This is a genomic window from Cupriavidus numazuensis (genome assembly GCF_905397435.1).
Lineage (GTDB): Bacteria > Pseudomonadota > Gammaproteobacteria > Burkholderiales > Burkholderiaceae > Cupriavidus > Cupriavidus numazuensis.
In genome coordinates this window covers 1-22,091 of record NZ_CAJPVI010000038.1, presented here as the reverse complement: position 1 = coordinate 22,091, position 22,091 = coordinate 1, and the positions used below count along the sequence as shown (strand labels likewise).

The following is a 22,091-nucleotide window of genomic DNA, read 5'->3' as shown; positions in this document are numbered from 1 at the left end:
TCGTCACTGCTGGGGGCCGTCGTGGAATGCATTATGGGAAAAGCTCGCGCAGGCCGAAAGCAGCCAGATACGTCAATTTCTGCCAATCCGTGATCGCTCTCGGTCAACCGCGTTTTCGCCGCGGGAATGACGCCCTAGACTGCGCCCGTCTCCATTCGAGGTATTCAGGACGCATGATGAGAAGCAGGAAATCGGGAGGTGCCAGGGTCATCTGGCTGATGTTGTGCTGCTTGGGGCTGAGCGCGTGTATCCAGGCTCCGATCCAGCGCTATGAAGGCAGCCACGCGATGCGTGACGGACGGGGTGGCGCGCGGGAAACCGTGGACGGGATCGATATCTGGACACGGGGCGAACCGTCCGGTCCGTACGAAGTACTCGCTTACACCACGGTGGAAAGCCCCGAAGGCTGGATCGGTGGCCGCATCCTGCTTTCGCGCGTGGCGGAGCGCGTGCGCGCAGCCGGCGGCGACGCGGCAGGGCTCGGGGCCGAGCGCAGCCGCGTGGACAGCACGCCGGTGGACCGCGGCCGCAGCATGCTGGAGAGTCTGCGCATGGTGGAAATTACCATCGTGCGTTATCGGTCCCGACCCCGGGTCGATGGATCCCGCCAGATGGGTTGGCCGAAATTGACTAAACTGACGGAATCGGTTTCTGCCGCCTCATAGTCATACGGTCGTGAAGTCATGAAGATTGCTGTGCTTGCGTTTCCCGGGGTCCAGATGCTGGACCTGGCTGGACCTATCGATGTCTTTCATGAAGGGGCGCGCCAGGCCGGCGAGCCCGGGGCCTATGTGTTCGAGATCGTGTCGGCGGTGCCCGGCGTGCTGCGTGCTTCCAACGGCATGACCATCACGCCGGACACGACGCTGGAAACCAGCAGCCCGGATATCGATACGCTGCTGATCGCGGGCAGTCCGCTGGTCAGCCAGGTCGAGAAAGACAGCGCCATCGGGAACTGGCTGCACCGCTACGCGCGCACGGTTCGCCGGCTCGGGTCCGTATGCTCGGGCGCCATGCTGCTGGCACACGCGGGCTTGCTGGACGGTCGCAACGCCACCACGCACTGGAATTCCACCGAGCGGCTGTCACGGCAGTTTCCGCAGGTCAGGGTGCAACCGGACCAGATCTACGTGAAGGACGGCAACCTCTACACCTCGGCCGGCGTCACGGCGGGGCTGGACCTGGCGCTGGCCATGGTGGAGGAGGACTTCGGCCGCACCGTGGCGCTGAAGGTGGCGCGGGAATTCGTGATGTTCCTGAAGCGCCCCGGCGGCCAGTCGCAGTTCAGCGCGCACCTGGCGGCGCAGGGCGCGGAGAAGAGTGCCATTCGCGATGTGCAGAACTGGGTGCTGGAAAACCTGGCGGAACGCCTGTCGGTGGAGAGCCTGGCCGAGCGGGCCGGCATGAGCACGCGCAACTTCGCCCGGATCTTCAAGCAGGAATGCCAGGTCACGCCGGCCGACTTTGTCGAGGGCGCGCGCATCGACGCGGCCCGGCGCCAGCTCGAGGAGACGCGCAATCCGCTCAAGCGCGTCGCGGCGCTGACCGGCTTCAACGATCCCAACAGCCTGCGCCGGGCATTCCTGCGGCGCCTGGGTGTGTCGCCGGCAGACTACCGTCGGCGCTTTCGCTCGACCGTATAGCGTCCTGCACGCGAGCCCTTATGCACAGGCGATCCACAGGCGGTCCACAACCCCTCCACAGGCCTTCCACAGTTTCCCCTGATGGTTGCCCACAAGGTTATCCACAGTAATGTGGCGCGCAAGGCAGTCTGTCAATGCGCGCGGCAGCGCACTGTGAGTGCATATTGAACGGCTCGCGCCGACGATAGGCCACGTCAATTGGCTGGTAAAATGAAAAACAATCCACGCCGTCTGCGCTCGCTGCGCGCCGGTGGCGCGTTATCCAAACGACTATAACCAGGGGCCAGTCATGAAGCAGATTACCGCCATCATCAAACCGTTCAAACTCGACGAAGTGCGCGAATCGCTCGCGGATGTCGGTGTGACGGGGCTGACGGTGACCGAAGTGAAGGGATTTGGCCGCCAGAAGGGGCATACCGAGCTGTATCGCGGCGCCGAGTATGTGGTCGACTTCCTGCCGAAGATCAAGATCGAGGTCGTGGTCGCCGAGAACCAGCTCGACACCGTGCTGGACGCCATCGTCAAGGCCGCGCACACGGGCAAGATCGGTGACGGCAAGATCTTCGTGACGGAGATCGAGCGCGTGATCCGCATCCGCACCGGCGAGCAGGACGAAGCCGCAGTCTGATGCCAGCGCCGGGCGGCGCCGACAGGCGTCAGCTCGGCAGCTTCCAGCCGTAGCGCACCGACACCAGCCGCATGGCGATGATGCACAACGCGCCGGTAAGCAGCGCGGCTTCCTGGTCCACCTGCAGCCAGGTCAGCCCCATATAGATCCAGCAGCCCACGAACGAGCACGTCGCGTAGGGCGAGCGGTCACGCAGGATCATCGGGACTTCGTTGCACAGCACGTCCCGCACCACCCCGCCGAATACCGCCGAGATGATGCCCATCATGACCGCCACGGTCGGGGTCATCTGCGCCACTAGCGCCAGCGAGGCGCCCGTTACCGAGAACAATCCCAGTCCGATCGCATCCGCCACGATCATGGTGCGCTCCGATGCCACGCGGCTGACCACGCGCAGCACGAACGACGCGCCGATCGACATCGCGAAAATCAGCAGGACATAGCCTTCGTGATCGACCCAGTAGAACGGCCGCCGGTCCAGCAACACGTCGCGCACGGTGCCGCCGCCGAATGCGGTGGCGAACGCGACCACGAAGGTGCCGACCACATCCAGGCGCTGCTTGCGCGCGTCGACCACGCCTGACACGGCGAACGAGAGCATGCCGATCACCTCCATCACATGGAGGATCAGGGGCAGGCGCCCCATCAGCAATTCAAGTGGCAGATGCATCAGGTGCGCGGCTGGCGCAACAGCACCATCAGCGCACCGGCGCCGCCCTGGGCTTCGCGCGCCTGGACGAAGGCGATGACTTCGTCCTTCTGCACGAGCCAGCTGCGGACCTTGCCTTTGAGTACGGGGAGCTTGTCGGGCGAGCCGATGCCCTTGCCGTGGATCACGCGCACGCAGCGCACACCGTTGCGCACCGAGCGGCGCAGGAATTCCGACAGCGCTTCGCGCGCTTCTTCGGTGCGCAGGCCGTGCAGGTCGACCTTGTCCTGCGGCACCCATTCGCCGCGGCGCAGCTTGCGGATGACATCCATGCCGATGCCAGGCCGGCGGAACGACAGCGTCTCATCCGTTTCGAGCAGCATGTCGACATCGTATTCGTCGGAAAGCGATGCCTCGAGCACGGCCTTGTCGTTCAGTTGCGTCTGTACGGGAACCGGGGCAGGGCGGGGATTCGAGAGCGTAGCGTGGTTGCGTTCGCGCAACTGGCTGACTTGCCCGACGCTGCTGCGAAAGACGTCGGCTTCCTCGCGCGCACGTTGCGCGGCCTGCTCGGCCGCGAGCCGTTCGGCTTCGCGGCGCTCGGTATCGGCCTTGAGGTCGTTGCGCAGGTTGGCCAGATCGTTCAGGCCGTAGCGCTTGGTCGGACGGTCGGGTTTGGCGCCGTGCGTCATGGAAAATTCTCCGGGGGCTCGGCGCCAATTATATCGGGAGGGGCGGGCCCAGCCGGTCGGCCGGGCCGCGGGGGCTTACTTCAGGGCTTCAATGTAGCGCTGGGCGTCCAGTGCGGCCATGCAGCCCGTGCCGGCGCTGGTGATGGCCTGGCGGTAGACGTGGTCCTGCACGTCGCCAGCGGCGAACACGCCCGGAACGCTGGTGGCGGTGGCGTCGCCGGACAGGCCCGACTTCGTCACCAGGTAGCCGTTTTCCATGGCGAGCTGGCCGACAAACAGGTCGGTATTGGGCTTGTGGCCGATCGCGATGAACACGCCCTGCAGCTTGAGGTCCTCGGTCTCGCCCGACTTCGCGCCGCGCAGACGGAGGCCGGTCACGCCCGAGTCGTCGCCGAGCACTTCGTCGAGCACGCTGTCGTAGCGGATTTCGACGCGGCCTTCCTTCTCACGCTGCAGCAGGCGGTCGACCAGGATCGGCTCGGCGCGGAAGCTGTCGCGGCGGTGGATCACAGTGACCTTGCTGGCGATATGGGACAGGTACAGCGCTTCTTCCACGGCGGTATTGCCGCCGCCGACCACGGCGACTTCCTGGTTCTTGTAGAAGAAGCCGTCGCAGGTGGCGCAGGCCGACACGCCGCGGCCCATGAACGATTCTTCGGACGGCAGGCCCAGGTACTGCGCCGACGCGCCGGTGGCGATGATCAGTGCATCGCAGGTGTACTCGCCGGCATCGCCGATCAGGCGGAACGGGCGGGCCGGGTTGCCGCTTTCATCGACGAGCTTGGCCGTGTGGATGTGATCGAAGATGATTTCGGTCTTGAATTCTTCAGCGTGAGCCAGCAGGCGCTGCATCAGTTCCGGGCCCTGTACGCCCTTGGCGTCGCCGGGCCAGTTCTCGACATCCGTGGTGGTCATCAGCTGGCCGCCTTGCGCCAGGCCGGTGATCAGCACCGGCTCCAGGTTGGCGCGGGCTGCGTAGACAGCGGCGGTGTAGCCGGCGGGACCGGATCCGAGAATCAGCACTTTTGCGTGTTTTGCCATGATGCGTTCCTGTGGCGGTGCGTCTTGCTGCGCACCGGCATTGCTCGAAACCGACATTATAAGAGGAGCGCGATTTGCCCACTGTTGCAAATTCCAATGGCGGCGATAGCGCCGCGCCACGTTAAAATGGCCGCCACCATCACCTGCAAGCGAACCAGACCAAGGCATGGCCAGAGCAACCACCACAACCCGGACGGACCCGTCGGCGCTGCCTTCGCGCATCGGCAAACTGCTTGGCGAGGTGCGCTGGTTCCTGCTGCTGGCCGTCACGCTGGGCTTCCTCTGCGTGCTGGCCAGCTACAGCAAGACCGACCCCGGCTGGTCTCACGCCAACCAGGTCGCGGACATCCATAACCTTGGCGGCCGCGTGGGCGCCTGGGTATCCGACGTGCTGTTCTTCATTTTCGGCTTTTCGGCCTACTGGTGGGCCGTGCTGCTGGTGCGCCGCTGCTGGCGCGGCTGGCGCACGCTGACCGCGGAACTGCCCGAGCGCGAGGAGCACCGCCAGGGCGTGACGGTGAGCTGGATCGGCTTCGTGCTGACGCTGCTTTCCAGCATGGGCCTGGAAGCCATCCGCATGTACCCGCTTCGGGCCGCGCTGCCGCGCGCGCCGGGTGGCGTCCTTGGCGACCTGATTGGCGGCTGGATGCAGACCGCGCTGGGCTTTACCGGTGCCACGCTGCTGCTGCTGATGTTGCTGGCCATCGGCCTGTCGCTGTTCTTCCATTTCTCGTGGCTGTCGGTGGCCGAGCATATCGGCGGGTTTGTCGAAACCCTGTTCCTGGGCTTCAAGGCCCGGCGCGAGAGCAAGCAGGACCGCATCATCGGCAAGGCCGCCAAGGTCGAGCGCACCGAAACCGTGGAAGTGCAGCGCGTGCGGATCGAGGAAGCGGCGCCCGTACAGATCGTGCGCCCGCAGGCGGTGCCCAAGCACGAACGCGTGGAGCGCGAGAAGCAGCAGCCGCTGTTTGCCGATATCCAGGATTCGGACCTGCCGCCGCTGGCGCTGCTCGACCCGATCCCGCCGCACCAGGAAACCGTCAGCGCCGAAACGCTGGAATTCACCTCGCGCCTGATCGAGAAGAAGCTCAAGGACTTCGGCGTCGAGGTCAAGGTCGTGGCCGCCTACCCGGGCCCGGTCATCACGCGCTACGAGATCGAGCCGGCAACCGGCGTGAAGGGCAGCCAGGTGGTGAACCTCGCGCGTGACCTCGCGCGTTCGCTGTCGCTGGTGTCGATCCGCGTGGTGGAGACGATCCCGGGCAAGAACTACATGGGCCTGGAGCTGCCGAACCCGAAGCGCCAGACCGTGCGCCTGTCGGAAATCCTCGGCTCGCAGGTCTACAACGAGAGCGCTTCCAGCCTGACCATGGCGCTGGGCAAGGACATCGCCGGCAAGCCGATGGTGGCCGACCTCGCCAAGATGCCGCACTGCATGGTGGCCGGCACCACGGGCTCGGGCAAGTCGGTGGGCATCAACGCGATGATCCTGTCGCTGCTCTACAAGGCCAAGCCGGAGAGCGTGCGCCTGATCCTGATCGATCCGAAGATGCTCGAAATGAGCGTCTACGAAGGCATTCCGCACCTGCTGTGCCCGGTCGTGACCGACATGCGCCAGGCCGGCAACGCGCTGAACTGGGCCGTTGGCGAGATGGAGCGGCGCTACAAGCTGATGAGCAAGCTCGGCGTGCGCAACCTGGCCGGCTACAACAAGAAGATCGACGAAGCCGCGGCGAAGGAAGAGAAGATTCCGAACCCGTTCAGCCTGACACCGGACGCACCCGAGCCGCTCGACAGGCTGCCGACCATCGTCATCGTCATCGACGAGCTCGCCGACCTGATGATGGTCGTGGGCAAGAAGGTCGAGGAACTGATCGCGCGTATCGCGCAGAAGGCGCGTGCCGCCGGCCTGCACCTGGTGCTGGCTACGCAGCGTCCGTCGGTGGACGTGATTACCGGCCTGATCAAGGCCAACGTGCCGACCCGCATTGCGTTCCAGGTCAGCAGCAAGATCGATTCGCGCACCATCCTTGACCAGCAAGGCGCGGAAGCGCTGCTCGGCATGGGCGACATGCTCTATCTCGCCCCGGGCACGGGCCTGCCAGTGCGCGTGCACGGCGCCTTTGTCTCCGACGACGAAGTGCACCGCGTGGTGGAAAAGCTCAAGGAAGGCGGCGAGGCCAACTACATCGAGGGCATCCTCGAAGGCGGCCTGGCTGAAGGCGAGACTGGCACCGATGGCCTTGGCGGCGGTGCCGGCATTGGCGGCGGCGGTGGCGAAGCGGATCCGCTGTACGACCAGGCCGTGGAAGTCGTGCTGAAGAACCGCCGCGCGTCGATTTCGCTGGTGCAGCGCCACCTGCGCATCGGCTACAACCGTGCGGCGCGGCTGCTCGAGGATATGGAGAAGGCCGGACTGGTGTCGGCCATGTCGGGCAACGGCAACCGGGACATCCTTGCGGCCCCGGGCGCCGCAAGGGAAGATGACTGAGCGCCGCATCGGTAACATGTGGTTACCCGGTAACCGGCGCAGTGCGGAATCCGGCGCCGGCCGCACGCTCTAACCTGACAGGTTGCGCCGCCGCCGGATCCAATTGGCTGGCGGCGCGGCGCCTTTTCCATCAGCAAGGATCTGATACATGCGAAAACGCATTCTCGTGTCGGCCTGTGCAGCGCTCGCTGTATTTGCTGCGCATATGCCCACGGCGCTCGCCGCCGCCACTGACCAGCTGCAAAGCTTCGTGACCGGCGTGAAGAGCGCCAAGGGCGAATTCACGCAGCGCCAGGTCAAGGGGCAGGGCGACAGTCTCAAGGTCACCGGCACGTCGAGCGGCAGCTTTGTGTTCTCGCGTCCGGGCAAGTTCACGTGGCGCTATGCCAAGCCCTATGAGCAGTTGTTGCAGGCAGACGGGCAGACGCTCTACATCTACGACAAGGACCTGAACCAGGTCACCGAGCGCAAGCTCGACGGCGCGCTGGGCTCGAGCCCGGCAGCCATCCTGTTCGGCAGCAATGACCTCGACAAGAATTTCACGGTGAAGAACGGCCCGACGCGTGACGGCGTCGAGTGGCTGGAGCTGACGCCCAAGTCGAAGGACACGCAGTTCGAGCGGATCGGCATCGGCTTCAAGGGTGGCAATCTGGAGGCGATGGAACTGCGCGACGCATTCGGCAACACCACGCTGCTGACATTCTCGGCCATGCAGAAGAATCCGCAACTGCCCGCGGATGCGTTCCGGTTCACGGTGCCCAAGGGCGCCGATGTGATGAAGCAATGAGACACGCCATGTCCGTATTGAAACCCGTGGTGTCCGGCGACACGCGTCGCGTCGTGGCGGCCGCCGCATGCATGGCTGTCGCGCTTGGCTTGTCCGCGTGCGCCACGACGGCCAGCGGCAAGTTCGATGTCGATTCCTTCCTGCGGGCGTCCGACACGGCCCTGCCCGAAGTGCTCGGCAACCCGGCCTTCCTGTCCGCCACGCGCGTGCCGGCGAACGAGTGCGCCGTCATGCTGCAGTCGGCCAGCACCGGCGTGCTCGAAGACCTGCCACCGAGCAGCAGCGCGCGCGGCCCGGCGTGGGTGCTGCATCCCGCCAGTTCGCCGGGGAAGGTCTGGCTCGTTACCAGCGAGGCCGGCGGCGAACGGACCTGTCACGGTCCGCTGCCCGCCGATGCCATGAAGACGCTGGTCGATCGGGCCAAGAGCTAATTACGTTGCCGTGCTAGGTGCGTGCACATAGCGCTGGCGCGGCACCGGCAGCGCCTTGAGTTGCTCGCGGCGGATGCGGATGGCTTCCTCATCGCCGCGCTTGATGGCGGCGCGCAGCCTGAGTACCGCCTTGCGGTATTGCTTCTTCTTTCGAACCCGGGTGGTGATGGCCATGGCAGGCAGCCTCCGTTCTGTGGGAAAGCGCTGGGCGGCCGGCCGGTTCGGCGCGGTCGCGCGTGCCATGGTACTGCCGGTGTTGATGTGCGGGCAGGCGTTTGCCAAAAGATTCAGATCGGTATGACAAGAAACTGAACGCCCGTCCCACGGGGTCTGTCGCAGAATGGTCGTCCCGCCAAACACACAGATCGTGACGGCCAGCGATCATCGGATCAAGGAAAAGAACATGTTCTCCCTGCTTCGTCGCCGTGCACTGCACACATTTGCCTTTGCCGCGACGCTTGGTGCACTGGGGGCCGGCTGTGCAGCGCCTCCTGCGCCCCCTGCGTCACCTGCGGCGTCCGCCAGCCCCACGCAAGGACCGGCCCAGAGCCCGGCCCAAGGTCCCACGCAGAGCCCGACCGGCCCCCAAGGTGCGCGCGGTACGCCGGAAGGCTGCCAGGCCGACAAGCTCGGCGACGACATCCTGGTCGGCAAGACCGAGGCCGAGGCCATCGCCCTGCTGCAAGGCTGTGCCTGGCGCCTTGGCGAGCGCGACGGCCAGCAGTATCCGGGCACCATGGACTACAACCCGCAACGCCGCACGCTGGGCGTTACGTCCGGCAAGGTCGCTTGGGTGCGCCGCGGGTAGATTTCAGAGCAGGAAGCGCTTGTTGCCCGTTACCTCGGTCGGCTCGACCTTGCGGAAGGTGAGTTTCACGCTGCTGTCGAGCCTCCGGCCAGCCTGCTTGCGCCGCAGCGCGCGTTGCATCACGCCTTTGTGGCCGACTGTGCCTTCGGCATAGGGCTGGCCATTTCCGATATTCAGCAACCCCGCGGCGAGCGCCGCATTGCGCTCGGCGGCGCTCTTTTCGAGCAGCTTGTCGAGCGCGACGCGGGCGCGCACCTGTGCCATCAGTGCCACGTCGGACGGATTGGCGCGGGCGCGGTCTGCATCCCACGGCAACCGAACCTTGCCGGCCAGGCGGCGCAGCGCGGCGCGCAGTTCGGCCCCATCCATCTTGTTGTCCTGGACGATCCAGACGGCGTCATGGCGGATCAGCGCCTCAGTGTCCGCCATCCTGCGCAGCAGCACGGCGGGCAGGGCGGGCGCGCTCACCTGGTGCGAGCGGCGGATGGCATTGAGCGTGATGCGCCGGATCTGCGGATTGGCATGATCGGCCAGGTCGGCGAGCACGCGCTGCGCGGCGTCCGGCGAGTCGATCATTTCGGCCAGCTGGCCGGCCAGGGAGACCTCCTCTACGCTGCTGAGCTTGCCCTTGCCGACAAGCCGGTTCATCTTGAACACCAGAAAGTGATATTTCAGCATAATTCCCCGGGCAATCTTGTTAGCCGCGTGGCGGGAAGCGACATCCGGCCTGCCTCGCCCGCAGCCTTGTCTGTTGTCCCCGGACGAGGGATTCCGCAAGAATCCTGAGCCGGGCCAAGCCCGGATATCGGCCATCGCGGGCCAAACCTTGAGGGAAATCAGAACACGCCGATTCTCACGGGACATCGGCGAAAGCAGCGGCCGCAGCGAAAGCCTTGTCGGTCCGTCCTCGCGGCGCTGCGGAACAATGGTCTACACTCTCACGTTCCCTGGCGCCCTTTGCGCCAACCACGCCGATGCCTTGCAGCTGGCGATTTTCGAGGCCTGAATACCGTGGCGGACACGTTGTTTTCCGATTCTCCCGACCGTTCCCGGCAACCGCTCGCCGAGCGCCTGCGTCCACGCAATATCGACGAGGTGATTGGCCAGCAGCACCTGCTCGGAGCGGGCAAGCCGCTGCGCGTCGCATTCGAGTCCGGCGAACCGCATTCGATGATCCTGTGGGGCCCGCCCGGCGTGGGCAAGACCACGCTCGCGCGGCTGATGGCCGATGCCTTCGACGCGGAGTTCATCGCGTTGTCGGCCGTGTTGTCCGGCGTGAAGGACATCCGCGAAGCGGTCGAGCGCGCCGAGCAGTTCCGCGCGCACGGACGCCGCACGCTGGTGTTCGTCGATGAAGTTCATCGCTTCAACAAGAGCCAGCAGGACGCGTTCCTGCCGCACGTGGAAAGCGGGCTGTTCACGTTCATCGGCGCGACCACCGAGAACCCGTCGTTCGAGGTCAATGGCGCATTGCTGTCGCGCGCGGCCGTGTATGTGCTGAAAAGCCTCGACGATGCCGAGCTCACGCAGCTTGCGCAGCGCGCGAGCGAAGAGTTGGGCGGCATCACATGGCACGAAGAAGCGCTGAAGCTGATCGTGGCGTCCGCCGATGGCGATGGCCGCAAGCTGCTGAACAATATCGAGATCGTGGTCCGCGCTGCGCGCAATGCAGGCACGACCGAGATCGATACCGCGCTGCTGGGCAGCGCGCTGTCCGAGAACCTGCGCCGCTTCGACAAGGGCGGCGATGCGTTCTACGACCAGATCAGCGCGTTGCACAAGTCGGTGCGCGGCTCTGACCCCGACGCCGCGCTGTACTGGTTCTGCCGCATGATCGACGGCGGTGCCGATCCGCGCTACCTCGCGCGGCGTATCGTGCGCATGGCGTGGGAGGACATTGGCCTGGCCGATCCGCGCGCCGCCCGCATCACACTGGACGCCGCCGAGACCTACGAGCGCCTCGGATCGCCGGAAGGCGAGCTGGCGCTTGGGCAGGCGCTGATTTACCTGGCCGTGGCGCCCAAGTCGAACGCCGGCTACAACGCGTACAACGCAGCACGTGCTTTCGTGTCGAAGGACAAGTCTCGTGCGGTGCCCGTGCACCTGCGCAACGCGCCCACACGGCTGATGAAGGAACTCGGCTACGGCCACGCCTACCGCTACGCGCATGACGAGCCCGAGGCTTATGCGGCGGGCGAGCACTATTTCCCGGACGATCTAAAGGCGCAGGACTGGTACCAGCCGGTGCCGCGCGGCCTGGAAGGCAAGATCGCCGAGAAGCTGCGCCACCTGCGCGAACTCGACGCGGCCTGGCATCGAGAGCACAAAACCAAGGGCTGACCGGTGGAATAAGGCGGCTTGTGCGTGCTGATCGGGTACGGCAGGCCGCCCGGGTGAAGTAAAATGGCAGGTCCGCCGGCATGTCGCCGGCCCCGCACTTCCCACACCGCAACATGCTCGACATCCAGCTGTTCCGCAAAGACATCGACGCCGTGGCGCAACGCCTTGCCACGCGCGGCTTCCAACTCGACGTAGCGGCTTTCCAGGCGCTCGAAGGCGAGCGCAAGCAACTGCAGACCCAGACCGAGGAGCTGCAGTCCCGCCGCAACAGCCTGTCCAAGCAGATCGGCATGCTCAAGGGCAAGGGCGAAGACGCCTCGGCCGTGATGGCGGAAGTGGGCGGCATCGGCGATACGCTCAAGGCCTCGGCCGCGCGCCTCGAAGAAATCCAGGCCCAGGTCTCCGAACTGATGCTGTCGATTCCGAACCTGCCGCATGAAAGCGTGCCGGTCGGCAAGGACGAGACCCAGAACGTCGAGGTGCGCCGCGTTGGCGAGCCGCGCAAGTTCGATTTCGAAGTCCGCGACCACGTTGATGTGGGCGAGAAGCTCGGCCTCGATTTCGATACCGCCGCCAAGGTGACCGGTTCGCGCTTCTCCATGCTGCGCGGTGGCATGGCGCGCATGAACCGCGCGCTGGTGCAGCTGATGCTGGACACGCACACGCAGGAGCATGGCTACACCGAGATGTACGTGCCGTACATCGTCAATGCCGCGTCGATGCGCGGCACCGGCCAGTTGCCCAAGTTCGAGGAAGACCTGTTCAAGGTGCCGCGCAAGGTCGGTGGCGAGGATGGCGAGCGGACCGAAAATTTCTACCTGATCCCGACCGCCGAAGTGCCGCTGACCAACATCGTGCGCGATGCGATCGTCGCGGGCGACAAGCTGCCGCTGCGCTTCGTTGCGCATACGCCGTGCTTCCGCTCGGAAGCGGGCTCGTACGGCAAGGACACGCGCGGCATGATCCGCCAGCACCAGTTCGACAAGGTCGAGCTCGTGCAGGTGGTGCCGGCCGAGCAGTCGTTCGACGCGCTCGAGCAGCTGAGCGGCCACGCCGAGGCGATCCTCAAGAAGCTCGACCTGCCGTTCCGCACCATCGTGCTGTGCACCGGCGACATGGGCTTTGGCAGCACCAAGACCTATGACCTCGAAGTGTGGATCCCGGCGCAGAACACGTACCGCGAAATCAGCTCGTGCTCGAACATGGGCGACTTCCAGGCGCGCCGCATGCAGGCACGCTACCGCGTGGGGCAGGGCAAGCCGGAGCTGGTCCATACGCTGAACGGTTCGGGCCTGGCCGTGGGCCGCACGCTGGTGGCCATCCTCGAGAACTACCAGAACGCCGACGGCTCCGTCACCGTGCCGACCGTGCTGCAGCCGTACATGGGCGGCATCACGCGCCTGGAACCGGAACTGTAAAAAACTGCATGCCGGCCTCTTGCGCTGGCTGCGGGAACCTGTCTATAATCTTGGTTTCGCTGCAACGCGACCAAGTTACCGGAGAGGTGGCAGAGTGGTCGAATGTACCTGACTCGAAATCAGGCGTACCGGCGACGGTACCGTGGGTTCGAATCCCACCCTCTCCGCCAACAAGAAGCTGCCGACTGTTTCGACCACCGGCAGACAAGAAGACTGTAGTAAAACTCGAACCGACTCCTGTGCAAACAGGCGTCGGTTTTGTTTTTTGTGCGCCGGTTTTGCTGTGATCCGGCACGCGTTCACCGGCCCTGATGCTGGCCGGACTACCAAGGTCAGCCGATGACATCCACTCCCGCCGAACTGCCCCGCGACCCCGACCTCGTTCCCGGCATGCCATACCGGCACTACAAGGGCGGTGCCTATGCCGTCGTCGGCGTTGGTCGGTTCGAAGCCGACCTGTCGCCGGTCGTCGTGTACGAAGCGATGCGCGACCGTTCGCTGCTGTGGGTGCGTACTGCCGATGTCTTCAGCGAGCCGGTAGCAACGTCGAGCGGTACGGTGCCACGCTTTGCGCCCGACTGGCCGGCTGCGCTGGCTTGCCTCGATTTCCTGCCGCGCAAGGCGGTGCTCGATGTGCTCGCGCTGTACGACGCGCCTTACCGGCACTACCACGACCGCCGGCACGTGCTCGAGATGTTCGAGCAGGCCCGTATCCGCGGCGTGGCGCTGAACCCTGCCCAAGCGCTGGCGGTGTTGTTCCATGACGCCGTGTATATCCCCGGTTGCGAACATAACGAAGCCGCTTCGGCTGCGCTGATTGCAACGATGGCGCCCGGTGTCGATGCCGGCATCGTTCAACTCGCCGCGCAGATCGTGCTGGATACGCATACCCATGCGGCCACTGTCGCGGAATCGGCGCTGGTGCTTGATCTTGATCTGTACCGGCTCGCAGTGCCTGCGGCGGACTTCGATGCCTACAGCCTCGCTGTCTTCGAGGAGAACCGGGCCTTGCTCGCGGCGAACACTGGGCTTTCCGGCGAGCCGCTGATGCAGGCCTTCCGGGATCGCCGCGCTGCGTTCCTCGCTACGCTCGCTCAGCGTCCACGGCTCTTCGTGACCGACGCTTTTGCCGATTGCGAGGCCCCGGCGCGCGCCAATATTGCGCGCGTTGCCTCCGACTGAAAACGCGCACGAGGCAGGAGTGGCCATGGATGTGCAGGGATCGTTGATGCCGGCCCAGGCACTGGGCATGCTGGCGCTGTTCGCGCTGGCGGCCTTGATGCTGTTCTGGCTGATTCCGCTATTGCTCGGCATCCTTCGGCCACTGGTGCGGCGGCTCGACGCATGGCGCGCCGGTGGCGTGGCGGCATTGTCGAAGCGCGCCGCCGACGGGGGCGCGCCGCCATCGCGGCTTCGGGCTGTGACGCTGCGCATGCTGGAACGCGACGCGGCCGAGTTGCTGCTCGTCGTCACCGCAGGCGCGATCCTGCTGGCCTGCGGCGGCGCGCTGCTTTGGCTCGTCGACGGGATTGCCGAAGAGCGCGGATTGGTCGCGCTGGACCACGCCGTGTTCGGCCAATTGCGCGCGGCGCGTCAGGGCTGGCTTGACGTGGCCATGATCGCCATCACCGAGCTTGGCGGCGCGCGGGTCTCGGTAGTGGTCGGCGTCGCTGTCTTTGCGTGGCTGGCGTGGCGGCGCGCATGGGCCGCCGCGGCGTACTGGGCGATTGCCTTGCTCGGTGCGCGCGCCTGCGTGATAGCGCTCAAGTTCGGCCTGCAGCGCCATCGTCCGGCAAGCATCTACAGCGGGCTGGAGTCCTACTCGTTCCCCAGCGGCCACGCCAGCAGCAGCATGGTGACCTATGGCTTCCTCGCCTTCCTGATCTGCCTGCGCCAGCCCTGGCGCGTGCGTGTGCCGGTGCTGGCGCTGACCAGCGTGGCGGTGGCGGCGATCGGCCTATCGCGCCTGTACCTGGGCATGCACTGGCTCTCGGACGTGGTGGCCGGTTTCGTGCTTGGGCTCGCGTGGATTGCACTGCTGGGCACCGCCTATATCACGCTGCATGTGCCGGCGCGTCTGTCGGCATGGCAACTGGGCACCGTCGCGGCGCTCGCGGTCATGGCTGCCGCTGGCTACCTCGTGGCGTTCCACCTGCCCGACAGGATCGAGCAGTATCGCCAGGCGGGCGCGCTCAGCGTCCCGCTTCCGGCGCCGACTGTTGTCCCTGCGCCGCCGTCGTCCCGGCCGTCAGGCGCGACACCAGGAGCTGATCGATCTTGTGATGGTCGATGTCCAGCACTTCAAAGCGGAAGCCCGCCACGGTGATCGACTCCGATTTCTTCGGGATGCGCTTCAGCGCGTAGATCACCAGGCCTGCCACGGTGTCGACGTAGTCCTCGCCCGGCAGCGAGTCGATCTCCAGCGCCTTCTTCAGGTCGATCAGCGGCGTCAGGCCGTCCACCAGCCAGGAGCTGTCGTCGCGCCGCACGATCTGCTCGTCCTCGCTCGAATACAGGATGTCGCCCATCAGCGCGCCGACAATGTCGTCCAGCGTGACGATGCCGACCACCAGGCCGTATTCGTTCATCACCACGGCAAAGTTCTCGTGCATTTCGCGGAAGCGCGTGAGCGCTTCGGAAAGCGTCAGCGTGTCCGGAATCACCAGCACGTTCTTGTCGTGGTGCTTGCCGATATTGCCGATCACCGTTGCCGTTTCGTCGGCCAGCAGCAACTGCAGGATGTCCTTGGAATCGATGTAGCCCTGCACGTCGTCGAGATCGTGGCCGCATACCGGGTATTGCGCGTGCGGCTGGTTCACGAGTTTGCGCCGCACGCTGTCGGCGGTCTCGTCCAGGCTCAGGTAGACCACGTCGTCGCGCGGCGTCATGATCGCCGTGACGCTCTTGGAATCGAGCTCGAACACATTCTCGATCAGGTGGATCTCATGCTTGAGCAGCACGCCGGCCTCCGCGCCGGCATCGACCATCGCCGCGATGTCTTCGGTGGTGATCTGCTCGACGGTCTTGGTCGGCAGGCCGAACAGCCGCAGCGTGGCATCGGCGGCGGCGTTGAACACGTAGACCAGCGGCTTGAGCACGCGCAGCAGCGTCAGTATGGGATCGATTACCGCGAGCGCGCAGACCTCGGGAAAGCTCATCGCGATGCGCTTGGGAATCAGGTCGGCAAACTGGATGAACAGCAGCGTGACGATCAGGAACGAGCCGATATTGGCGACGCGCTGCGCGATGCCGGTGTCCATGTACTGCGACAGTGCTGCGAATACCAGGTCGGAGACATGCTTTTCACCGAGGATACCGGCCAGGATCGCCACGCTGTTCACACCGATCTGCACGATCGTGAAGAAGTTGCCGGGCTCTTCCTTCAGCAGCAGCACCTTGGTGGCGCGGCGGTCGCCGCGTTCGGACAGGGTCTGAAGCTTGGTGCGCCGGGCGGCGGTCAGCGCGATCTCGGAAATCGAGAAGAAGGCGCTGATCAGGATGAGGAGGAGCAGGGTCAGTACGAACATGGCTGGACGAGGGCACCGTTCGGGCGCCTTGATGATGGTGCAGGCCGCGCGAGGCTGTCAATCAATCGCGTCCTCTTGCGGCAGTGGCGGCGGTGGCGTCGAAGCTGGCGACGGGCGCTTCTAGCTGGTCCGGCAGGGTGGCGGCGAGAACTGCGGCGGCCTGCGCGAACTGCTCGCGCGCAGCAGCTGGATTTCGAACGGCAGGGCAGGCTGTACCGCGTGCAGCGAGGCGCGCGCACGACTGGCGCTCAATGCCGTGAACTGGTCAAGCAACGCCATGCCGAGTCCGGCTTCCACCAGCGACAAGGCCAGCGAATACGTCTGCACTTCGAGTGTCGAATGTGGCTCCAGCGCATGCCGAGCCAGGGTCTGGCGCACCAGCAGGCCCAGCGAGCTGTTGTCGTCGTAGCGTCCAGCCCATAGCCTAAAGGCATATTCTGGCACGTATTGGCATTGGGCAAGGCGCATGAACTCGACTACGCTGCTGCCATCGGATGAACAGCAAAGACAGTGACAAGGATGGCAATGCGGGTAGTGATCGTGGGCGCCGGCGTGGTCGGCATGACCAGCGCGTGGCGCCTGGCGCAGGATGGCCACGAGGTGACGGTGCTCGAACGCCATGAAGGCCCTGGCGAGGAAACCAGCTTCGCCAACGGCGGGCAGCTCAGCTACAGCTACGTGTCGCCGCTCGCGGGACCGGGCGTGATGGGCAAGGTGCCCGGCTGGCTGCTGCGGCGCGATTCGCCAATGCGCTTCCGGCCCGTGGCCGATCCCGCGCAGTGGCGCTGGCTGGCCGCATTCATGCGCGCTTGCAATGCCGGGACCAGCGAGGCCACCACGCGCAAGCTGCTGCGCCTGGCGTTCTACTCGCGCGACCTGATGCAGGCGTTCGTGGCCAGCGAAGGTGCCCGGGCCGGGACGGCGAGCGACTTCGATTTTGCGCGGCGCGGCAAGCTGATTGTGCATCGCGATGGGGCCGCGTTCGAATCGGCGCGGCGATTGCTCGACTACCAGGCCAGCCTCGGCTGCGAACAGCAGGCACTTGAACGCGACGCGTGCGTGGCGCTGGAGCCCGCGCTGGCGGGCATCCGCGACGAGATCGCGGGCGCGATCTACACGCCGAGCGAGGAGGTGGGAGATTGCCATCGCTTCTGTCTGTCGCTGGCACGGTTGCTGCAGCACCGGCCGGGCGTGACGGTGCGTTTCGGTACCGACGTGCAGGGTCTGGTGCAGCAGGGAGACCGCGTTACGGGCGTGCAGACGACTGCGGGCGTAGTGCTGGCCGATGCCGTGGTGGTTGCCGGCGGCATCGGCAGCGTACCGCTGTTGCGCCCGCTGGGCGTGCGGCCGATGCTGTGGCCGTTGAAGGGCTACAGCATCACCGTGCCGCTGTCGAATGGTGGGCGGGCGCCGCATATCAGCATCACGGACTTCGCCAACAAGATCGTCTATGCGCGCATCGGCAATACGCTGCGCGTCGCGGGCATGGCCGACCTCGTGCGTGGCGGCGCACGGATCGATCCCGAGCGCGTCGGCACGCTGGTGGCGCAGACGCGCGCGCTGTTTGAAGGAATCGTGCCCGATATCCCGGTCGCGCAGTTGCAGCCCTGGGCAGGATTACGGCCCGCGACGCCTGATGGCTTGCCGATGGTCGGGCCATCACGCCTGCGCGGCCTGTGGCTCAATCTCGGGCATGGCGCGCTCGGCTTCACGCTGGCCATGGGTAGCGCCGGTCTGCTTGCCGACCAGCTTGCCGGACGCAAGCCTGCCGTCAATGCCGACGATTTCACCGCCGCGCATGCGTAGCTGCGCGGCGGCATCTTGCCGTAGTGGTTCGGATGGATGCCTCGTAGAACGCAAGGAGGCTTGGCAGTTATATAGCCATGATGAATCGTTATTTCGTTATCGATAGCGTTTGCGGTAGTGTTGAGGCCGATATAGGCTCATAGCAGCACAAGCGGCCGGCGCCTTTACAAGAGACGCCGGTCAGTCCGCATCCCACTGGAGAACATATGCGATCGATTCGTCATGGCTGGCTCAAATCCCTGCTGGCTGCCTCGCTGATCGCCGGCGCCGCCGGCCTGAGCGCTACCGCGGCCAGCGCCGCGGACCTGCTCGATACGGTCAAGCAGGCCGGCGTGCTGAAGGTTGGCCTGGAGGGCACCTATCCGCCGTTCGGCTTCCGCAACCCCAAGAACGAGCTGGATGGATTCGACGTAGACGTGGCGCGCGCCGTCGCCGCGAAGCTCGGCGTGAAGCCGGAGTTCGTCACCACGGAATGGAGCGGCATCATTGCCGGTCTGCAGGCGGGCAAGTTCGACGTGATCGTCAACCAGGTCTCGGTGACACCGCAGCGCAAGCAGGTGCTGGACTTCTCGACGCCTTATGTCTACTCGGCCGCGCAGCTTATCCAGCGCAAGGATGACAAGCGCGAATTCAAGTCGCTCGAAGAACTGAAGGGCCACAAGCTCGGCGTGAGCCTGGGCAGCAACTACAACGAGCTCGCCAAATCGGTGCCTGGCATCGACGTCAAGACCTATCCCGGCGCGCCCGAATATCTGCGCGATCTGGCTGCGCAGCGCGTGGATGCCGCGCTCAATGACCGGCTGATGGTCACCTACCTGATCAAGAGCGCTAACCTGCCGCTGCGTCCGGGCGCGGTGGTGGCGGGCGCGAATGCGGAAGTGGCCATCCCGTTCCGCAAGGACAACCCGAAATTCGCCCAGGCTATCGACCATGCGCTCGATGACCTGCGCAAGGACGGCACGCTGACCAAGCTGTCGGTGAAGTGGTTCGGGTCGGACGTGACCAAGCCCGGCAAGTAAATCCACACCTGTCATACCAATACCCCGCCCGGCCACAGGCTGCGCGGGGTTTGCGTGCATGCCGGCAGGCCGTATGATGCGCGCATCTTTCCGGCGATTCCCCTATGTCCGCGCTCCAGCTCATCTCCGATTCCATGCCCGTGCTGCTGCAGGGCACGCTGCTGACCATCAAGTTCGCGCTGTGGTCGATGGCCTTCGGGCTGGTGCTGGGCATGGTGGTGGCGCTCATGGGCATCAGCCACAGCGCGGTGCTGAAGGGCATCGCGCGCACGTACGTCAGCATCATGCGCGGCACGCCGCTGCTGGTGCAGATCTTTGTCGTCTACTACGGCTTGCCCGGTATCGGCATCGCGCTGGAGCCGACGCCTGCGGGCGTGCTGACGCTGAGCCTCAATGTCGGCGCCTACCTGTCCGAGAGCATGCGCGGTGCGATTCTCGGCATTGCGCGCGGCCAGTGGCTGGCAGCGTACAGCCTGGGCCTGACGCGAGCGCAGACACTGCGCTACGTGGTCGGCCCGCAGGCCCTGCGTCTTGCGGTGCCGAGTCTTTCCAACAGCCTGATCAGCCTGATCAAGGACACCTCGCTGGTGTCGGTCATTACCGTGACGGAACTGCTGCGCACGGCGCAGGAAGTCATTGCGGCGACCTATCAGCCGTTGCCGCTTTATCTTGCGGTGGCGGCGATTTACTGGGTGCTCAGCACCGGGCTATCGGGGCTGCAGCATGTGCTGGAGCGACGGTTGTCGTTGCCTGGGCGGCACTGAACGCCGGTCCCATGAAATAAGAAAGGGTCATCGCCGAATTGCGGGGGTATCGGTCTTGGCATGTGCTGCTGTTTCGCCGGCGTAGCCGGCGGAGCTTCTCGTTGAGGGTGGGTTATCGCTCTTCGCTGGCGCGGCTGTTTCGCCGGCGTAGCCGGCGACCTCCTTTTGTCCGAGCGACAAAAGGAGGCAAAAGCGCGTTTACGTGGTCAATCCAGGGCTCAATGCAGTTGTGGCATCAGAGGACCGCTGGACTGCCTGCCGCGTAGATGATTAGGATGGGACAGCGCGTACGAGCGAACCCGGATTACGGAGTGGTCCCTTCTAATATCGCCTTCACGGGGACGCCTACGGCTGCGCTACGCGCGGCTCGGAGTAAGACCGCGAAGGTCTGACCCGAACGGCGCCTCAGCGACGATGCCTTGGGCGCATTGCATGCGCGTAGAGAGAGGAAATCGGGACTCGTGCGCCAGCTCACGCTGATGAGCTTGCCCCCAGACTACGACGTGCGCGCAGCGCAGCCGAAGGCGTTCCACCACTGACCTGGTTGAAACGCTGTACCCGAGTCCGTCTTGGGGATCGTCCAAAAGCCGTGCCGCGTGAGGCACAGGTTCTGACTCACATGGCGTAGCAGGGTCGAACCACTGACCACCATCGCAGGCGTCCAAAGCCGTTTGAGCTACTGCCACCGTGGAATTGATGGCCAGCGGCAACGACGCGCTTTTTGGTTACTTATATGAACGCGCCCCGGTTTGCAAGGTAACGTCAACATCAGGCTTCAACAGGATTGGCTGCAGACTTATATCCGGCCTTGCGGTGCAGGCAACGCCTGCTGGCCCTGATGGATTTCGCCGGGAGTGGCCCTATCTTTTTGTCGTGCTTGCAGGCACCAGTAACCAATTGGGCTTGCACTCCCGCGGTCCAACTGAGCTTCCCCCGGAATTTCGCCTTCCAGTAGGTCGTGTATAAAGTCGACCGAACGGAAGGAAAAGAGGATGTTCAAGGTACCAAACCAGGCATACACGGCGGAGTTCAAGGCTGCGGCCGTGAAGCGCGTCAAGGACGGGCAGGCGGTAGCTGTTGTTTCCCGAGAATTGGGGATGTCAGGCCAGACACTGCGCAACTGGGTGAAGGCATCTGATGCGGGCACGCTCAACGGCACCGGCACGAAGGCCGTCACGCCGGAACAGATGGAGCTGTCGCGCCTGAAGGCCGAGAACAAGCGCCTGCAGATGGAGCTTGAAATCGCAAAAAAAGCGGCGGCGTTCTTCGCGAAGGACCTCCTGTGAAGTTCGCCTGGATTGACTCGCAGCGGCGGCAGTATCCGCTGTCGGCGCTGTGTGAGGTCCTGTCTGTCAGCCACAACGGCTATCGAGCCTGGAAGCGCGGCGGCAAGCCTGAGCGCAAGCGGCTGAGCGACGGGCAGTTGCTGACCTTGATCCGGACCATTCACGCCGAGGTTAAGGGCGCCTACGGATCGCCGCGGATGACAGAGGAGATCCGTGCTCGGGGCTTTCCGGCCGGCAAGGATCGGGTTGAGCGGCTCATGCGCGAAAACAACATCCGGGCCCGGCATAAGCGGCGCTACAAGGTGACGACGGATTCGAAGCACAAGCTGCCGGTCGCGGAGAATCTACTCGATCGCAACTTCACGCCGACGGCGCCGAACCAGGTGTTCACCTCGGACATCACCTACATCTGGACCGATGAAGGCTGGCTGTATCTGGCGGTCGTGCTGGACCTGTTCAACCGGGAGGTTGTGGGCTGGTCGATCAAGCCACGCATGACGGCGGACATCGTGATCGACGCGTTGACGATGGCATGGTTCCGGCGCAGGCCTGAGCCAGGCGCCCTACATCACTCGGACCGTGGGTCCCAATACGCCAGCCACGACTTCCAGCGAAAGCTGAAGGAATACGGCATGCGCTGCTCGATGAGCCGCAAGGGAAACTGCTGGGACACTCAGTCCAAAATACGCTTCGAACGTCGGACCGATCTGACCCGTGCTGGGATTGGCCGAGCTGCCTTTGCGTTGACCTGTCGATCGGGT

Annotated in this window: 19 protein-coding genes, 1 tRNA gene and 3 pseudogenes; 16 read left to right on the top strand and 7 right to left on the bottom strand. The window is 65.0% G+C overall.

The genetic code is table 11. The features are described from left to right. Nucleotides 1–173 precede the first annotated feature (173 nt). The 3 genes from KHO41_RS26535 (at nucleotide 174) to glnK (ending at nucleotide 2,271) form a co-directional block, all read left to right on the top strand. Nucleotides 174–665, top strand: a complete 492-nt coding sequence (locus KHO41_RS26535; RefSeq protein ID WP_244874037.1) for a hypothetical protein — start codon at nucleotides 174–176, stop codon at nucleotides 663–665. 18 nt (nucleotides 666–683) lie between these two features. Beyond that, nucleotides 684–1,643: a GlxA family transcriptional regulator gene (locus KHO41_RS26530; RefSeq protein WP_211956233.1), complete on the top strand. Its 960-nt coding sequence runs from the start codon at nucleotides 684–686 to the stop codon at nucleotides 1,641–1,643. A gap of 289 nt (nucleotides 1,644–1,932) precedes the next feature. Further along, a complete protein-coding gene (gene glnK / locus KHO41_RS26525; protein WP_039011353.1) occupies nucleotides 1,933–2,271 on the top strand; it encodes a P-II family nitrogen regulator in 339 nt (112 codons plus the stop codon). Nucleotides 2,272–2,299: 28 nt separating this feature from the next. Here the strand turns inward: glnK and KHO41_RS26520 are convergent, their stop codons facing one another. The 3 genes from KHO41_RS26520 to trxB all read right to left on the bottom strand — a co-directional run bounded on the left by KHO41_RS26520 (nucleotide 2,300) and on the right by trxB (nucleotide 4,653). Next, nucleotides 2,300–2,941 (bottom strand): trimeric intracellular cation channel family protein, encoded by a 642-nt coding sequence (locus KHO41_RS26520; RefSeq protein WP_211956232.1) that lies wholly within the window; start codon nucleotides 2,939–2,941, stop codon nucleotides 2,300–2,302. Then, the gene (locus KHO41_RS26515) at nucleotides 2,941–3,612 is read right to left on the bottom strand and encodes a Smr/MutS family protein (RefSeq protein ID WP_211956231.1); all 672 of its coding nucleotides are present in this window, start codon (nucleotides 3,610–3,612) and stop codon (nucleotides 2,941–2,943) included. Before KHO41_RS26515 ends, KHO41_RS26520 begins: the two co-directional genes overlap by 1 nt. 75 nt (nucleotides 3,613–3,687) lie before the next feature. After that, the gene (gene trxB / locus KHO41_RS26510) at nucleotides 3,688–4,653 is read right to left on the bottom strand and encodes a thioredoxin-disulfide reductase (protein ID WP_211956230.1); all 966 of its coding nucleotides are present in this window, start codon (nucleotides 4,651–4,653) and stop codon (nucleotides 3,688–3,690) included. Between the two features lie 166 nt (nucleotides 4,654–4,819). Here trxB and KHO41_RS26505 point away from each other — a divergent pair, with 166 nt between their 5' ends. From KHO41_RS26505 to KHO41_RS26495, 3 genes are all read left to right on the top strand, one after another. After that, on the top strand, nucleotides 4,820–7,144 hold the full coding sequence (locus KHO41_RS26505) for a DNA translocase FtsK (protein WP_211956229.1): 2,325 nt from the start codon (nucleotides 4,820–4,822) through the stop codon (nucleotides 7,142–7,144). Nucleotides 7,145–7,292: 148 nt separating this feature from the next. After that, nucleotides 7,293–7,931, top strand: coding sequence for an outer membrane lipoprotein chaperone LolA (gene lolA, locus KHO41_RS26500; RefSeq protein WP_211956228.1), 639 nt, complete (start codon nucleotides 7,293–7,295; stop codon nucleotides 7,929–7,931). Between the two features lie 71 nt (nucleotides 7,932–8,002). Then, nucleotides 8,003–8,362: a hypothetical protein gene (locus KHO41_RS26495; RefSeq protein ID WP_244874042.1), complete on the top strand. Its 360-nt coding sequence runs from the start codon at nucleotides 8,003–8,005 to the stop codon at nucleotides 8,360–8,362. Here the strand turns inward: KHO41_RS26495 and KHO41_RS26490 are convergent, their stop codons facing one another. Continuing rightward, entirely contained in the window at nucleotides 8,363–8,536 is a 174-nt protein-coding gene (locus KHO41_RS26490) for a hypothetical protein (protein ID WP_211956226.1), read from the bottom strand. It lies immediately after the preceding gene. A 229-nt stretch (nucleotides 8,537–8,765) separates the two neighbouring features. Between KHO41_RS26490 and KHO41_RS26485 the strand changes: the two genes are divergently transcribed. Next, nucleotides 8,766–9,170: a hypothetical protein gene (locus KHO41_RS26485; RefSeq protein ID WP_211956225.1), complete on the top strand. Its 405-nt coding sequence runs from the start codon at nucleotides 8,766–8,768 to the stop codon at nucleotides 9,168–9,170. Nucleotides 9,171–9,173: 3 nt separating this feature from the next. Here the strand turns inward: KHO41_RS26485 and KHO41_RS26480 are convergent, their stop codons facing one another. Then, the gene (locus KHO41_RS26480; RefSeq protein ID WP_244874036.1) at nucleotides 9,174–9,983 is read right to left on the bottom strand and encodes a hypothetical protein; all 810 of its coding nucleotides are present in this window, start codon (nucleotides 9,981–9,983) and stop codon (nucleotides 9,174–9,176) included. Nucleotides 9,984–10,181: 198 nt separating this feature from the next. Here KHO41_RS26480 and KHO41_RS26475 point away from each other — a divergent pair, with 198 nt between their 5' ends. From KHO41_RS26475 to KHO41_RS41780, 5 genes and pseudogenes are all read left to right on the top strand, one after another. Next, nucleotides 10,182–11,510, top strand: a complete 1,329-nt coding sequence (locus KHO41_RS26475) for a replication-associated recombination protein A (RefSeq protein ID WP_211956224.1) — start codon at nucleotides 10,182–10,184, stop codon at nucleotides 11,508–11,510. A 113-nt stretch (nucleotides 11,511–11,623) separates the two neighbouring features. Continuing rightward, a complete protein-coding gene (gene serS / locus KHO41_RS26470; protein WP_211956223.1) occupies nucleotides 11,624–12,928 on the top strand; it encodes a serine--tRNA ligase in 1,305 nt (434 codons plus the stop codon). An 80-nt stretch (nucleotides 12,929–13,008) separates the two neighbouring features. After that, nucleotides 13,009–13,098, top strand: a tRNA-Ser gene (locus KHO41_RS26465). A gap of 169 nt (nucleotides 13,099–13,267) precedes the next feature. Further along, on the top strand, nucleotides 13,268–14,110 hold the full coding sequence (locus tag KHO41_RS26460; RefSeq protein ID WP_211956222.1) for a DUF1653 domain-containing protein: 843 nt from the start codon (nucleotides 13,268–13,270) through the stop codon (nucleotides 14,108–14,110). Nucleotides 14,111–14,135: 25 nt separating this feature from the next. Then, a pseudogene (locus KHO41_RS41780) lies at nucleotides 14,136–14,957 on the top strand (phosphatase PAP2 family protein); the annotation flags it as partial. Nucleotides 14,958–15,120: 163 nt separating this feature from the next. Here the strand turns inward: KHO41_RS41780 and KHO41_RS26455 are convergent. Together KHO41_RS26455 and KHO41_RS26450 are read right to left on the bottom strand one after the other, a co-directional pair. Further along, nucleotides 15,121–16,455 (bottom strand): hemolysin family protein, encoded by a 1,335-nt coding sequence (locus KHO41_RS26455; RefSeq protein WP_211956221.1) that lies wholly within the window; start codon nucleotides 16,453–16,455, stop codon nucleotides 15,121–15,123. A gap of 61 nt (nucleotides 16,456–16,516) precedes the next feature. After that, nucleotides 16,517–16,863: pseudogene (locus KHO41_RS26450) on the bottom strand (LysR substrate-binding domain-containing protein); the annotation flags it as partial. A 117-nt stretch (nucleotides 16,864–16,980) separates the two neighbouring features. Between KHO41_RS26450 and KHO41_RS26445 the strand changes: the two are divergent. The 4 genes and pseudogenes from KHO41_RS26445 to KHO41_RS26430 form a co-directional block, all read left to right on the top strand. Next, complete coding sequence (locus KHO41_RS26445; RefSeq protein ID WP_211956275.1) at nucleotides 16,981–18,261, top strand: D-amino acid dehydrogenase; 1,281 nt, start codon at nucleotides 16,981–16,983, stop codon at nucleotides 18,259–18,261. Nucleotides 18,262–18,467: 206 nt separating this feature from the next. Beyond that, the gene (locus KHO41_RS26440; RefSeq protein WP_211956220.1) at nucleotides 18,468–19,280 is read left to right on the top strand and encodes a transporter substrate-binding domain-containing protein; all 813 of its coding nucleotides are present in this window, start codon (nucleotides 18,468–18,470) and stop codon (nucleotides 19,278–19,280) included. A 104-nt stretch (nucleotides 19,281–19,384) separates the two neighbouring features. Then, nucleotides 19,385–20,044, top strand: a complete 660-nt coding sequence (locus tag KHO41_RS26435; protein WP_211956219.1) for an amino acid ABC transporter permease — start codon at nucleotides 19,385–19,387, stop codon at nucleotides 20,042–20,044. Nucleotides 20,045–21,036: 992 nt separating this feature from the next. Then, nucleotides 21,037–22,001, top strand: a pseudogene (locus KHO41_RS26430) (IS3 family transposase); the annotation flags it as partial. Nucleotides 22,002–22,091: the final 90 nt, after the last annotated feature.

Bases quoted from the DNA above. Each gene is read 5' to 3' on its own strand.
- KHO41_RS26535 (WP_244874037.1), top strand. From the start codon at position 174: ATGATGAGAAGCAGGAAATCGGGAGGTGCCAGGGTCATCTGGCTGATG.
- KHO41_RS26530 (WP_211956233.1), top strand. From the start codon at position 684: ATGAAGATTGCTGTGCTTGCGTTTCCCGGGGTCCAGATGCTGGACCTG.
- glnK (WP_039011353.1), top strand. From the start codon at position 1,933: ATGAAGCAGATTACCGCCATCATCAAACCGTTCAAACTCGACGAAGTG.
- KHO41_RS26520 (WP_211956232.1), bottom strand. From the start codon at position 2,941: ATGCATCTGCCACTTGAATTGCTGATGGGGCGCCTGCCCCTGATCCTC.
- KHO41_RS26515 (WP_211956231.1), bottom strand. From the start codon at position 3,612: ATGACGCACGGCGCCAAACCCGACCGTCCGACCAAGCGCTACGGCCTG.
- trxB (WP_211956230.1), bottom strand. From the start codon at position 4,653: ATGGCAAAACACGCAAAAGTGCTGATTCTCGGATCCGGTCCCGCCGGC.
- KHO41_RS26505 (WP_211956229.1), top strand. From the start codon at position 4,820: ATGGCCAGAGCAACCACCACAACCCGGACGGACCCGTCGGCGCTGCCT.
- lolA (WP_211956228.1), top strand. From the start codon at position 7,293: ATGCGAAAACGCATTCTCGTGTCGGCCTGTGCAGCGCTCGCTGTATTT.
- KHO41_RS26495 (WP_244874042.1), top strand. From the start codon at position 8,003: ATGGCTGTCGCGCTTGGCTTGTCCGCGTGCGCCACGACGGCCAGCGGC.
- KHO41_RS26490 (WP_211956226.1), bottom strand. From the start codon at position 8,536: ATGGCCATCACCACCCGGGTTCGAAAGAAGAAGCAATACCGCAAGGCG.
- KHO41_RS26485 (WP_211956225.1), top strand. From the start codon at position 8,766: ATGTTCTCCCTGCTTCGTCGCCGTGCACTGCACACATTTGCCTTTGCC.
- KHO41_RS26480 (WP_244874036.1), bottom strand. From the start codon at position 9,983: ATGGCCGATATCCGGGCTTGGCCCGGCTCAGGATTCTTGCGGAATCCC.
- serS (WP_211956223.1), top strand. From the start codon at position 11,624: ATGCTCGACATCCAGCTGTTCCGCAAAGACATCGACGCCGTGGCGCAA.
- KHO41_RS26460 (WP_211956222.1), top strand. From the start codon at position 13,268: ATGACATCCACTCCCGCCGAACTGCCCCGCGACCCCGACCTCGTTCCC.
- KHO41_RS26455 (WP_211956221.1), bottom strand. From the start codon at position 16,455: ATGTTCGTACTGACCCTGCTCCTCCTCATCCTGATCAGCGCCTTCTTC.
- KHO41_RS26445 (WP_211956275.1), top strand. From the start codon at position 16,981: ATGCGGGTAGTGATCGTGGGCGCCGGCGTGGTCGGCATGACCAGCGCG.
- KHO41_RS26440 (WP_211956220.1), top strand. From the start codon at position 18,468: ATGCGATCGATTCGTCATGGCTGGCTCAAATCCCTGCTGGCTGCCTCG.
- KHO41_RS26435 (WP_211956219.1), top strand. From the start codon at position 19,385: ATGTCCGCGCTCCAGCTCATCTCCGATTCCATGCCCGTGCTGCTGCAG.